Genomic DNA, 14,247 nt, shown 5'->3' on the forward strand with positions numbered 1-14,247 from the left:
TTGTTATTTAAATTTAACTATTGACCTGTTTAACAATAGCCACTAACCTAAATATGGAAGCGCTTCCTTAAAGTTATTAAATACCATACTCAGTGATTAATCAAATTAAATATGGAAGCGCTTCCAATAATGAATTTAATATACGCTCTATACAAAGCAAACTTTACCAAAAAAGAAGCAGAGGTTTTCTCTTAATGAAACAATTATCTTTACCTAGTGGCTCACCACTTTTAGCCAAAAATTTTACTTATGGTGTAGCTACGGCCTCATTTCAAATTGAAGGCGGCGCAGCTGATCGCTTGCCATGTATTTGGGATACCTTTTGCAGTAAAGAAGGCAAAATAGTCGATAATTCAAATGGCGATGTAGCCTGCGAGCACTACTTTCGCTGGAAAGACGATATAAACTTAATTGAATCATTAGGTGTAGACGCTTACAGACTTTCTATTTCGTGGCCGCGTGTAATGACTAAAAGCGGTCACTTAAATCCGGCAGGCGTTAAGTTTTATACCGACATTTTAGATGAATTAAAACGTCGTAACATTAAAGCTTTTGTAACGCTGTACCACTGGGATTTACCACAACATATTGAAGACGAAGGTGGCTGGCTTAACCGTAACACCGCTTACGAATTTGCACATTACACAGATTTAATTACCAAAGCTTTTGGGGAACGTGTGCACTCTTACGCCACCTTAAACGAGCCTTTTTGCAGCTCTTACTTAGGCTACGAAATTGGCGTACATGCACCTGGCATAGTAGGTCGCGAATTTGGTCGTAAAGCCGCGCACCACCTATTACTGGGTCACGGTTTGGCTATGCAAGTACTTGCTAAAAATAGCCCAAATACACTAAACGGTATTGTACTTAACTTTACGCCTTGTTACTCAGTTACCCAATGCGAAGAAGATTTAAAAGCGACTGCATTTGCTGATGACTACATAAACCAATGGTACATGCAGCCTGTAATGCAAGGTAAGTACCCAGATATCATTTCGCAATTACCTAAAGCCCACCGCCCTGATATTTTGGATGGCGACATGGAAATAATTGCTCAACCACTAGATTATTTAGGGGTTAACTTTTATACCCGCATGCATTATCAAGCAAGCGAAACCGACTTTTACCATGAGCTGCCACATAAAGCGCCAATGACCGATATAGGCTGGGAAATTTATCCTAAAGCACTTACAGAGTTACTTGTATCGTTAAACGAAAAATACACCCTACCGCCTATTTATATTACCGAAAATGGCGCAGCCATGGCTGACGAATTTAAAGACGGTGAAGTGAACGATAACGACCGTATTGAATATTACCACGAGCATTTAAATGCCCTACATAACGCAGCTGAGCAAGGCGTAAAAGTAGATGGCTACTTTGCTTGGAGCTTAATGGATAACTTTGAATGGGCTGAAGGATATTTAAAACGTTTTGGAATAGTACACGTAGACTACAACACACAAAAACGAACTGTTAAAGCCAGCGGTAAGGCGTACACTAAACTCATAACAAGCCGATAAATTATCGGCTTATAACAATAAGAACACACACTGTGAACAAACTCCCTTTATACGAAAAAGTCGGTTACGCCATGGGCGATGCCGGCGCTAACTTAGTGTGGCGCGGCGCGCTTGCTTATTTAGCGGTGTTTTACACCGATACATTTGGCATATCGGCGGCTGCCGCTGCCATGTTGTTTTTAGTGGTAAGGTTATCTGATGGCGTAACCGATATTATTATGGGTATGATTGCCGACAGAACGCAGTCGCGCTTTGGTAAGTTTCGCCCGTGGATACTCTACTCGGCACCATTTTTGGGCTTGTTTATGGTGTTGTGTTTTACTACCCCCGACTTTAGCACCACCAACAAACTTATTTATGCCTACGTAACTTACATAGGTTTAACGCTTGCCTACACCGTAAGTAACGTGCCTTATTCGGCACTTATGGGTGTTATGACACCCGACGACACAGAGCGCACAAAGCTCTCTGGTTTTAGGTTTGCAGGTGCGTTTACTGGTGGTTTATTGGTTATGGGTTTTTTACCTGAGCTAGTGGCATTTTTTGGTGGCGGCGACAACGCTAAAGGCTATCAGCTTACTATGTACTTATTTGCCAGCTTACTTATTATTTTAATGATTATAACGTTTGCGACCACTAAAGAGCGTGTAACACCGCACGCCTCAAATGAAGGGAATTTAAAATCAGAATTATTTGATTTAACCAAAAGCCTGCCATTTATAATCCTACCTTTGCTTGCTACTACCTTGTTTTTTTATTACCGCGATTTATACAGCGGCGTATTTTTTGCCCTTGTTATGGCTGCAATGACATTCGTTATTAAAAAATTACTCAATAAAGATAAGCAAAGCTTAACGGGATCACAGCGCGACATGGTTGATCTTCTGACCAACAAACCTTGGCTGGTATTACTTGGCATTGGTTTTTTAACCATGATGTTTAATGGCATTAAATACGGCGTAATTGCGTACTACTTTAAGTACCACGTAGCCAATGAGCTCATGGCTGGGCAATACTTTATTGCCTTATTGATTGTATCTATATTAGGCGCACTTGCCACAGGTAAACTGGCTGAAATAATGGGTAAACGAAACCTCTTTATTGCATCATTAATGCTAAGCGGCATACTCACTACTGCATTTTACTGGGTACCTAGCGATAACCTGGTAGCAGTATTTACCTTTGGTTGTGCTGCTGAATTTTTTGCCGCCATGATGCCAACATTGTTCTTTAGTATGCTTGGCGATTCAGCCGATTATTCAGAGTGGAAAAATAGACGTCGCGCAACAGGGCTTATTTATTCTGCGGGTACATTTGTGCAAAAAACCGGTGGTGGTTTTGCAGGTGCATTAGTATTAGTGGTACTTGCAGGCTACGGCTATAACGGCATGGATGAGCTAACAATTACCCAAGCTCTACCTGGTATGCAGTTACTTATGAGTTGGATACCTGCCGCATTTGCTTTTTTAGGCGCCGCATTGATGCTTATTTATCCGCTTACCTCAGCGATGACGCAAAAAATAACAGAAGACTTAGCAATTAGACGCAGTAATGTGTAAATTAACTTTTAATGACTCTTCGCGCTTTATATTTTTATAAAGCGCGAGTAAAAACACATATAAGCTAGGACATCAATGGCGACAATTTATCAAGTATCAGAAATGGCAGGTGTGTCTTTATCAACTGTTTCAAGGGTACTTAACGACAACGACTACGTAAGCAAAAAAACTAAAAAAAAGGTATTAGAAGCAATGAAAGAGCTAGGCTATCAGCCAAGTTCTATTGCACGCTCTTTAGCCTCTAGCACTACAAACAGCGTCGGTATTTTAGTTTCGGAGTTGGATGGTCCGTTTTTTGGTCAGATGATGTCAGCCATTGAAGAACATCTTCGTATTGCGGGTAAACACGTTATTATTACGCCTGGGCACAGTGACGAGAAAAAAGAAAAAAGCGGCTTTGAATTTTTAATAGGCCGTAATTGCGACGCTATTATTGCCCACGTAGAAGCGGTATCAAACGAGTATCTAATTGAGTTAAGTAAGGGCAAAACCCCTATTTACTTAATGAGCCGCTACGTTAAAGAAATTGAAGAAAACTGCATTAGCCTTGACAACGTAATGGGCGGCTACTTAGCCACTAAAGCCATGATCAACAAAGGTCATAAAAACATTGCGTACATAGCAGGCCCGCAATTTAAAGAAGATGCGTCAAATCGTTTAAAAGGTCACAAACAAGCACTAGCAGAATACAACATCACCTTTGACGAAAACTTATATTATGTAGGTGACTTTAAAGAAACCGGTGGCAGCGACGGCTTAAGGCATTTTATTCAAAATAAAGCGCAAATAACCGCTCTTGTATGTGCCAATGACGAAATGGCATCGGGTGCTATGAAATACGCCCGCGAACACGGTTTTAACCTACCAAAAGATTTAGCCATTATTGGGTTCGATAACGTAATTTTTACCAATTACCTCTACCCAACGCTTACTACAATAGATAACCCAGTTCCCGAAATGGGCCGAGCTGCGGCTAACTTAGTACTTAAAGACATTTATAAAAAAAGCGGCATAACAGTAAAGCACGTGTTTCAGCCAAAGCTTATTTTAAGAGACTCAACACCGGATATTAATTAACTTTAAGCCTAATTTAAATCTAGTTTAAATCTAAATTATGTAACTCATTACGCACCCACTGCGTATCTAAATATTGCTCTACGTGCTGCTGCGCAAACTTTAAAAAGTGACGTGCAGCATGCGATATGTGCCTGTCTGCTTGCATTACAAAAAACCTATTCAGACATAAATGCTCACAAATATAAAACAATATCCACATGAAAAAACTACAATAAAAAGCATAATAGATCCGATAATTTACCAAAAAGATCGTTTTAAAGTTTATTTATATTATTTAATAAAATATCACTTTACTTATTTTTAATTTGGCTCTAAATTCGCGCAAATTTTATTATTAAAGTAACCTCTCAAACTTTAAAACAGTGGTTATTTACCTTGATGAGTCGATAAACACACATGGCCGAATCAGCCGCCACAAGCACCTCTAACAACCCTTTAGCACCCGTTATCGGGCTGTCATTTTTTGCTATTGCATCAGGCTTTTTAATGAGCCTTATTCCGCTGTCGTTACCTGCATTTAAACTTGATGAAAATCTAGCGCCTTGGCTTGCGAGCATTTTTTACTTTGGCTTACTTATTGGCGCCACCACAATAGAGCGCATTGTGGTAAAAATGGGTCATCGCTTCGCCTTTATATTATTTTTAAGCTTATTAATAGTAAGTGTGCTTGCACAACTTGCGCTACCAAATACCGTTAACTGGTTAATTGCACGATTTGTAGCAGGTGTTGCTGTTGCCGGTGTGTTTGTCGTTGTTGAGTCTTGGTTGTTAATGACCAACACAGCAAAGTCGCGGGCTAAACGTTTGGGTTTATATATGACCTCACTTTATGGGGGCAGCGCCGTAGGTCAACTTGCTATAGGGCCGCTTGGCACCGAAGGTTCAACGCCTTATTTATTTGTAGCCTCATTATTATTTTTAGCTATTTTGGCGCCTTTATTAATAACTAAAGGTCAGCCCGAAAAACAGCACCTTGAAAAACTACCACTAAAAGAAATAAAAACATTAAGCCACCCAGCTATGCTCGGATGCTTAGCATCGGGCTTATTACTGGGCCCTATTTACGGCTTAATGCCGGTTTATATTGCAGCACAAGCTGATCAAGCTCAGTACACTGGAACACTTATGGCGGTTATTATTTTAGGCGGCATGGTCGTGCAGCCGCTCGTAAGTTACTTATCTACTCGGCTTGAAAAAAGCTTATTGATGGGTATGTTTTGTTTAGCAGGCGCAGCCGGTGCTGTGGGTATACTACAAGCAAACACTTTAGCAGGATTAATAGTAAGCTACTTAATACTAGGCGCATGCAGCTTTGCACTTTACCCGATTGCTATAACACTTGCGTGCGACTCATTGCCAATGGCAAAAATAGTATCGGCAACTGAGGTAATGCTTTTGAGTTACAGTATTGGTTCGGTATTTGGTCCTATGCTTGCTGCAAATTTATCTGATGCACCCAATGGTATTGTGTTTTATTTAGCAGGCTGTTTAATCACGACCTGTATTTATATGTTTATTAAAAGCATTAAAAATATTCGCGCGGGTAAAACCCCAGTTGCAGGCTAATTTTTAGCTTAAATACACGCTTGCTTATTAACTAATTCTAGCTGTTAAACATCTTGATTTAACAGCTAAAACTATTATTTAGCAGTGAGTTTTTTATGTGGGCTCAAAAAAAACATCTTTTTCCACCCTTGGTTTTGCGTTGTAAAAAGCCACGGCATGGGCACTAACGATAAAATAGAATAATGCACATGAGGCTGTTTTCCTGCGGCATTTCCGGTATCGCCCAGTAAGCCAATTTGACTGTTTATGCTTACTACATCACCTGTACTTACCGAGTAGTTATTTAAATGTGCAAAATAATGCACGCGCCATTTAGGCCCAAGCACCGCAACCACCTTACCACCACGAGTTAACTCACCTGCAAATATAACAATACCGCTTGTTGAGGCAACTACGGGAGTATTTTTTGTGCCAAAAATATCAATTCCTTTGTGCACACCCGACCTACCCCAAGGCTCGTACCAAAACGTGTTATGGTTCCAATCTTTACTTGTGGCACCTTGTACCGGAATCATTATTTTTTCGGGAATTAGTAAGCCTACTATTAGTAAAGTAGCTATTCCAATTGAAATCCACTTAAGTACTTTCACTTTTCTATCCTTGATATTTAAATAACTTATACTGGTAAATTATTAGCCATAATAACTGAACTCATCATGAGTCGTATTTATGGTGTTTTATTTATGAAGTTTTATTTGAATGAAATACCCGACTAACATGTACTAAGCTGATCAATTTCAAAATAGGTTTTATAAGCAATTGAGCACTGCCCGCTATAAACAGCCATGTGCCACTTTCTATTAGTGAGTCATTTAAAAAGAAAAAACTGCCAATTAAAAACCAAACAGCTATCAAAAAATCGTTAAACGCTCCCAGCGCTTCATATCGTCGCTGAATGGTAATATGCTCTTGCCCTAAATCTAAAATAAATTGATTACTGGAATCCATAAGTACTGCTCACTCTTTTATTTCATAATTTAAAAAGCTAGTTTTCACAAGCTAAGCCGCACCATACAATAACAAAATTTACGCAATAAAAAACGCTGGCCAATGCGAATCAGCCAACGTTTTTACTGTTTGTGCAATACTTAACTATTGTTTATTTTTTCTCTTTTTCTAAACGCTTTTTAAGACTCAATGCTGCATCGGCGGCTAATAAACGCATAAATTCAGAGCCATTACTTTGCTCACCTTGGCCTGCGCCTATTACAATTTCAGGCACTAAACGGCTATTACCTAAGCTTGTAAATAAAGCGGTTTGAATTTTAACTTCTGCTTTTAGTGTTTCATCAAATACATACTTTGGATCAAGTGCAGCAGACTTAGCTCTTAAACGAGCCTCAGCTAAAACGTCCATACCTAATGCTTCTAAACGTTGTTGCTTTAGAATCTCTTCTTGCTCTTTCGCAAGCTCCGCTTTTACAGCCACTCGTTGCTGTGCAGAAATAATGGCATTTGCCTTAATCCGTTCAGCATCAATTTGCTCTTTTATTTTTAGCTTTTCAGATTCAGCACGTTGCTTAGCAATTGCTTGTTCACCTAAAGCCACTTCAGTACGCGCTTGTTGCTCTGCTTTTTTAAGGTTTTGACGCGCTAGCGCTTCATCAGCAGCAGCCTGCTTTTGGGCTTCAAGGCGAGCATTTACTTTGCTTTCGTAGTCAATATCAATAATGCTGGCATCAACTACTGTAATACCATAAGCGCCTAAAATGGGTGCGTTACGCAGTGTATTACCCTCATCATCCATTTTAATATTAATAGTGACACGTTGCTGTTTACTTAAATTACCTAAGTCGTCAGATTTATCGCGCTCACCTGTACTAATAATTTGCTCAGTAACAAAAATACCGTTGGTTAATTGATCTGCAAAATCTTGGCTTAATTGACCATTACCACCAGAGTAATGTTGCTCTACCGACATCATTCGCGCCGACGCTTTTACATTTTCGGTGGTTGCACGCATTAATAAATTAGATATTAATGTTTCTTGTGAACCAAACTCTTCGTGTATTTTAAGTAAACCACGTAGAGCACCCGACTCTGCTGCTGGTACATTGCCTGGTAATCTAAAACGAGAGACACCTCGTGCGCCACCTGTTGTGGTATCTAAAAATCGAATTGGTATTAGCGGTACAATTGCGCTTGCTGTTGCACCGGCATCGCCCGTAAAGTTAATCGAAATTACTTTTTTATAAGCAGATGTACTACCAAACGCTTTTAAGTAAGGGCCGGCTTGATTTATTACGGTTAAGTTACCTGTAAAAGCCGATTGATGTACTAAACGCTCATCTGCTTCATTCCACGAAACAACTTGCGATGTAAGGGTTGCTATCACTACCAATACAACAACAATTGATGACACTATAATTACATTGCGACGACCAAATCGACTCATAAATGAGTCACTTTTTACTGCTGGGACTGCTTTTTCGCTATCCATTTTTATTACTCTCCATGTTTAATTTCTTTTTAACAAAGTAAATAATTTCCTGTTCACTCAAATGTGCGCAAAAGCTACCAGAGCGATGTAACTCAACAAATGTTGCAAGGATTTCTTCTTTACCTTTAGCTGTTTTATCTTGGTTTTCTTGTGTTTGATTTTTTTCTGTTAGTTGAGTGATTAGTTCATCAACTATCGTGTCTTTATCAAACAGTACGTTGTATTCCTTGGATTTTCTTACCCGACTTTTATGTACGTTGCTGTAAATTACATAAAGTGCAACGCATAAAATAATAACAAGTAAACTTAACCCTATAATATAAAAAATCATAAGCTCTACTTAAATTAGTTTAAATACTTAACGAGCAATAACAATTGTAAGCATCACTTAACAAATGTTAACCCGGTAATTTTACAGTAAACCCGAGTAAAAAACAGATTAAAAATAAAGTTCATCAGGTATACAGTTATAACCGCACATAAAAGTAAGCTTTTTCAAACAAAAAAATGCCAGTCAGTTATTAACTGACTGGCACTAAGTCAATATTAATTAAGGTGTTTTTACATTATTCGCATTGCACCCAATCAACACCGTTTTCACCGCATTCATACAGCGTTGTTCCATCTTCTCGGCGAGTCTCTCTAAACCATTGCCCTTCAATTGTTTTTATAATACGTACGTTGTCTGTGGTTTTGTATTTACGCCAAAAGCTAGCATCAATAGATGTTTCGTCATCAAACTTATAAGGCATAGCAGCGAGTACGGTAACTAAATCTTGAGTGTCTAAATCAGCAGCTTTGTCTTTAACATTTACCCAATCAGATAATGTTTGAAAGTCGGCATTTTCCTCTCTAAAGGCAAAGTCAGTTTGGTAAAACGATCCTGACTCAGTATAGCTAATGCTAAAACCTCGCTCGAACGGTGTATCTAAATTAGAACTAACGCATTCATCCGCTGTTGGAAAGTTAACCGATGGGCTAGTATTAGTAACGCCATAAAGCACATTGCTTTGCTCAAAACTAACGTTCTCAATGCTAGAGCATCGGTAAGTACGATCGGCGTTAATGTAAACATCGTCTCTAACTGTTAATTTTCCATTTAACGATTCTTCGCCCCAAGGCGTATCTATTGAATCCAATCGAGACAAAATAACGTCAATTTTGTCGAGTTCGTCTGTATTTTGAAGCTTTACTTGCTCATAAATAAGTTCAGCGCCTGCAAAAATAACTTTGTCGCGGTACCATGCATTTTCAAACCCATACTCTGCATCTTTTGCTGTGTCTTGATAAATCACTGCTCTTACTTCTTCTGCATCAGGATACTGAGCATCTAGCTCTTGCTTGAATTTATAGGCCGCTTTTAGTCCCTTAACAATTGCTTGTGCTCTGTCGTAAGCGTCGCTGTCGTTAGTAGCGATAAAATCTGAGTAAATTTGCTCTGTCGACAAATTATAATGCGCAACCAAGTTTTGCATAACATTTGTTATTTCGCTTTGAAGGTTTGCAAGTAGCTCAGTATTTTCTTTAAGTGCATCACAACTTAAATTATTGTTACCACTTTTTTGTAATTGAAGGCTCAACTGCTCCCAAATAACGGTTGTTAAAGGTGATATATTTCGAATATCTTCATCAGTCAAAGCCTCAATTGAGGGTGGAAATGACATTTGATACGCTTGTGTTACCTCGCCTAAGTCCTCGTCAATTGCGCCAACCGGTACATCAACGTACATAGTTGAATACGGCACACACAGCGCCTGCTCTTCTGTAAAATTAAAACTATAATTACCCGATTCTTCAGAGACTACAGAAGGTTCTGATTGCTCGTCAAAAGTACCATCGCCATCAATATCCAGCCATACTATTGCACCAGATACATAACCATCAATAACCTTTCCTGTAAGAGAGATAGTGTTAACTTCTACGGGATCTACTTTTATAGGATCTGGCTTAGCTACAACTGGCTCTACAACGGCCGCTTTATCACCGCCACCACATCCAACAAGGCCTAGCGTAAACGCTAATGAAATAGCTAACTGACTTTTTTTAAAAAACATACAAAGACTTCCTTTTTTGCACTTTAATTATTATTAAAAATCATATTGTTATAAATTACTTTAATACAAAATAAGTAATGCCAATCTGCTTATATATGGGATCTAGTTAACGTTAAGAAAATTATGCTAGAACGAGGCAAAAATTTTTGTATCTAGTTGTTCTAAATAAAATTTTAACGACGTTATAGTGCAATTTAATTTGTTAAATTACTCAAAGATTTATGCAGGTTGGTATAAATTTAAACAACAGAAATTTATTGAATTTTTATGGGGGGATGGCAACAAGTTAACATGCCCTGTACCTATATAGTGACACAGCATGTTATATTTAGCTCTTACATTTGTTAATTAAATATAACAAATGCCAGCTATTATTAACCAATATGGACTACAGGCACCCAATCTAAAGGGCTTGAGTGATAGGCAGTATTTTGTAAATGAATGTGTATTATACATGGGTTGGTTTAGAGCCCTTCGAAAACTCTAAACCAATTATATAAGCAAACCATTAGCATTTTTGATTTGCTCTTAAAATTGAAAAGCCATCTAACTAAGGTGGCTTATGTTTATTGCATTGTGTTTTTTAAAGTGCCTGAGTATCGTTTTCTTCGCGTTTATAAATATATGTTTGTTGGGTTTTAAAGCCAAAACCAATTGGTTCAGCGCCATTTACTAGCTTAACTTTTCCACCTTCAACATTTAAATTTGGCCCAAGTATTTCAATAGCTTTTATCGGCTTATCAGAACCTTTAACCCCAGGGCCTATTAAATAAAACTGACTAACTTGCGTTACATCCGTTGCATCATCCCAATCGCACTTACCATCCGCATCATTATCTGCACACGACGGGCCTTCCCCAAAAAATAGTTTCGGTGTATCTGGTACATCATTACTTGTTGCAAATTTCACATCGTCATAAACCTTCGTTCCATAATGCAAATGAAAGGCATAAAGCGAACCACCGCCACCCGTTAACGAACATTGGTTTTGCGTTGATGATGAAGATGCAGGCGTAAAGGAAGTAAAGTACGCAACCCCACCAACGACTGTTGCTGCAGCAAGAGACTTTTCACCCGTCCCTAATTCGTATCGCCACCCTTTAAATTCGGCTAACTTAACTTCAAGATTAACAAATTTATCAACGTCATCAAGTGCGTTACCAAATGGGTCTTCATTCATTTTCATTAAATCATCTGGCACTATTGGGGCTGGAAATTCAGTAAATATTTTTGTTAGGGTGTTTTCATCACGGATCATATACAACTGATCTTGCTCATTAGTAGCAAGTGGGTTTGAACGATTTCCGCTACCTATAACTATTGCGTCGTACGGGGTATCTAAACGGGTGGTGATCATTTCACCACCATAATTGGTTTTAGTAACTTTACTAAACAGCGTTCTAGCAACTAATGGTTTGTAAAAAAAACGTCTGTCTTGCGACGCTAATGTACTGCCAAGCTCTGCAAGTTTAAAATGAGTAATATCACCTTCATCTTCACTAGGAATATCTACTCGCCAAATATTACCGCCAGTATCTGTTGCATAAATTCGGTCGATATACCCGTCGTAATCTGAGTCAAGCGTAGTTACATCCGCTGCAATACTGTGCTCTCCGGTAAAACCATGTTCATCTGGAGTCAGCGCCCATACCTTTTCGCCAGTTTTAGCATTAACAATGTAGATACCTAGTCCGGTTTCATCTGTTGTTCTAATCGCATTATCTTTGTTTGTATCGTAGCCTGCGCCAAATATTAGCAATGGATCCTCACCAAAGGCTTTAATGTATGCAATTTGAGGCTTAGACCATGTTTGCGCTAAATATTTAAATTCTTCTGAGCCACCAACAATAGGCTTATTCCATAATTTTTTAGGTTCGTTAGGATCACTTATATCAAGCGCGTAGTAATTTTGACCGCCTCTGCGCATACCTGCAAATGCCCACACTTCATCACCATCACTTGCTCTAATAACACCATCGTTTAACCCTTCGCTATTTGAGCCTTTATTATTAAAGAACACACTTATAGGCCCATCCATGCCATACACTTTTGTATTTGCAAGATTACTACGCAAAGCAGGAATGTTTTTTAATAAGGCTGCAGGTGTAAAAGCCCACTTTTCTTCAACAGTATCGCCTTTGTCTTCAAACATATGTAAAAAGCCGGCATTAGTACCAACAAGTATGTGAATACTTCCATCGCCGTAATCTATAGATACCGGCTTTGAATGCAAAGGGTCGCCAAAAATATTGATTCGCTGATCTACTGATGAGTTATCACCATCTTCATTGTCAACATCAACCCCTCGTGCCCAGCTAATATCACTCTCCTGTAAAGTTAGCCCGATATTAGGAATCAAATCAGGGGCAAGATCGGTAACTGTACCTGTCGCTAAATTTAAAATGGTTTGTACTTTATCAAAAGTAAAATCAATAATACTGCCCGTTTTATCTATGTAGATTTTACGGCTATCAGGGTCTAAAGTTGATAAAAGTAAATTTACGCCACCCTGGGCTACTAAATTCCCATCTGCAGGCTTATTAGTTGGCAGCCAAAATGTTCGCGCCTTCTCATCAATTAACCCATTTTCATCAAGGGCTATTTGATCAGTTGAATCGACTATATTTGCGCCTGACACTTTTAGCTTTTTTAAATTCCCGCTCCAACGTGCGCCTGTTTCTGGGTAAAACATCGCAAAGTAAATTGACTCTCGGCTACGTGTTTGGTCAACATTATTACTTGCTACCGTAGGTGATGAAAAACTATCGTTAACTTCGCGTATTTTCGATATTGTATTATTAAGCGCTTCAGAAAGTTCAGTTGATGTATCTGCATGTAAGTACTCGCCGCCGCCCAATAAAGCGGTTTTTTCTAATAACTTTTTACCATTTGTACTCATGCCACTACCAAAACCGATAGTAAAAACGCGTCCGGTATCAGCAACCTCTGGCGTAGTATCGTACAAGTCAACTTCAACATCTCTTGTACCATGTATTATCTGAGCTAAAGCGGCTAGGTAACTATTACTTGTTTTAGAAGGATTTGAGCCAAAAGTAGATTTGTATAATGATTTGATATCATCGTTTCGGTTAGTATCACTTTGAGGATCACCGTCAGTCATCAAAATTAAATTGATTGAATTATCACAACGTACATCGGCACCAACTGCTTGGGTAAATGGTGATATGTATCGAGAGTTATTGTCGTAATATAGCGAACCAGTTTCAGCAGAAAAATCCCGCTCATTTGAGTTTTGTCCGTAGTACACTTTCTGACCTGTTAGATACAAGTAGGCTTCCCATAGGGTTTCTGTAACTGGGGTACTACCAGCCGCTGGTAAACTGTGAATTTGGCTTAAAATTGTAGAATGGGGAGATCCAAGACCTGCCATAATATAGCCGCCATTATCATTTTTAAAACGCATCAAACCAAAATCGATAGAGCTATTATCAGTAACCAACTGACTCATTGCACTGATGCCGGCATCTACTTTTCTAATACCGTTGGGTAAAAAGTTTTTCATACTTCCAGATGTATCAAAAACAATGATTACACGTGGTTTTTCGTCGGTTTCAACATTATGGTTTACGTATAGCTCTATATCTTCGGCAAATACAGAAAGGCTAATACCCACCCCGAATAACAAGGCAGCTATTTTTTTTAGTTTAAATTGCATTTTTAAATCCCTTTATTTGCGCTTTTTATTTTTATTGCGCAAGTTAATAACTACTCTATTCCCTGTTTAATTTTTAGTAAGATTGAGGTGGGACTAAAAATAAAACAAAAGTCATATCTAGCTATTCATCACAAAACAGTGATTAGCATCCACGTGGCGTCAATGCTATAAAATATATATTACTTCGATTTTTAAATAAAAACAGACTAAAGTCAAAGACATTAGGTTTTATTATCAATTAAAAACAACAGCTTAAATAAAACAATCCCGTTTTACTGCACAGTTGAATCATGCTAAAAAACTATATTTTTACCTATGTTTCTATATTCATAGATCTATGTTTTAGGTAACA

Annotated in this window: 10 protein-coding genes and 1 pseudogene; 4 read left to right on the plus strand and 7 right to left on the minus strand. The window is 38.5% G+C overall.

The features are described 5' to 3' along the window. The first annotated feature begins 194 nt into the window (after positions 1–194). The 3 genes from H5090_RS09945 (at position 195) to H5090_RS09955 (ending at position 4,159) form a co-directional block, all read left to right on the plus strand. Positions 195–1,523, plus strand: a complete 1,329-nt coding sequence (locus tag H5090_RS09945; protein ID WP_182695600.1) for a GH1 family beta-glucosidase — start codon at positions 195–197, stop codon at positions 1,521–1,523. 32 nt (positions 1,524–1,555) lie between these two features. Then, on the plus strand, positions 1,556–3,082 hold the full coding sequence (locus H5090_RS09950) for an MFS transporter (RefSeq protein WP_182695601.1): 1,527 nt from the start codon (positions 1,556–1,558) through the stop codon (positions 3,080–3,082). A 75-nt stretch (positions 3,083–3,157) separates the two neighbouring features. Further along, on the plus strand, positions 3,158–4,159 hold the full coding sequence (locus tag H5090_RS09955; protein ID WP_024594396.1) for a LacI family DNA-binding transcriptional regulator: 1,002 nt from the start codon (positions 3,158–3,160) through the stop codon (positions 4,157–4,159). A 19-nt stretch (positions 4,160–4,178) separates the two neighbouring features. Here H5090_RS09955 and H5090_RS09960 read toward each other — a convergent pair. Continuing rightward, positions 4,179–4,313: pseudogene (locus H5090_RS09960) on the minus strand (LysR family transcriptional regulator); the annotation flags it as partial. 242 nt (positions 4,314–4,555) lie between these two features. On the opposite strand from H5090_RS09960, the gene H5090_RS09965 reads away from it, so the two are divergent. After that, positions 4,556–5,725: an MFS transporter gene (locus tag H5090_RS09965; RefSeq protein ID WP_182695602.1), complete on the plus strand. Its 1,170-nt coding sequence runs from the start codon at positions 4,556–4,558 to the stop codon at positions 5,723–5,725. A gap of 74 nt (positions 5,726–5,799) precedes the next feature. Here H5090_RS09965 and H5090_RS09970 read toward each other — a convergent pair whose 3' ends face one another. The 6 genes from H5090_RS09970 to H5090_RS09995 form a co-directional block, all read right to left on the minus strand. After that, positions 5,800–6,315 carry a M23 family metallopeptidase gene (locus tag H5090_RS09970; protein ID WP_182695603.1) on the minus strand — a complete coding sequence of 172 codons (516 nt, stop codon included), beginning with the start codon at positions 6,313–6,315 and terminating at the stop codon, positions 5,800–5,802. 91 nt (positions 6,316–6,406) lie between these two features. Beyond that, complete coding sequence (locus tag H5090_RS09975) at positions 6,407–6,673, minus strand: YrhK family protein (protein ID WP_182695604.1); 267 nt, start codon at positions 6,671–6,673, stop codon at positions 6,407–6,409. 151 nt (positions 6,674–6,824) lie between these two features. After that, complete coding sequence (locus H5090_RS09980) at positions 6,825–8,165, minus strand: SPFH domain-containing protein (protein ID WP_002961828.1); 1,341 nt, start codon at positions 8,163–8,165, stop codon at positions 6,825–6,827. Next, the gene (locus tag H5090_RS09985; protein WP_024595217.1) at positions 8,158–8,496 is read right to left on the minus strand and encodes a hypothetical protein; all 339 of its coding nucleotides are present in this window, start codon (positions 8,494–8,496) and stop codon (positions 8,158–8,160) included. The genes H5090_RS09980 and H5090_RS09985 overlap by 8 nt, the downstream gene beginning before the upstream one ends. 235 nt (positions 8,497–8,731) lie before the next feature. Beyond that, positions 8,732–10,219, minus strand: coding sequence for a hypothetical protein (locus H5090_RS09990; RefSeq protein ID WP_182695605.1), 1,488 nt, complete (start codon positions 10,217–10,219; stop codon positions 8,732–8,734). A 583-nt stretch (positions 10,220–10,802) separates the two neighbouring features. Next, on the minus strand, positions 10,803–13,895 hold the full coding sequence (locus tag H5090_RS09995; RefSeq protein WP_182695606.1) for a pilus assembly protein: 3,093 nt from the start codon (positions 13,893–13,895) through the stop codon (positions 10,803–10,805). Positions 13,896–14,247: the final 352 nt, after the last annotated feature.

Source organism: Pseudoalteromonas sp. SR43-5, from assembly GCF_014163835.1.
GTDB classification, from domain to species: domain Bacteria; phylum Pseudomonadota; class Gammaproteobacteria; order Enterobacterales; family Alteromonadaceae; genus Pseudoalteromonas; species Pseudoalteromonas distincta.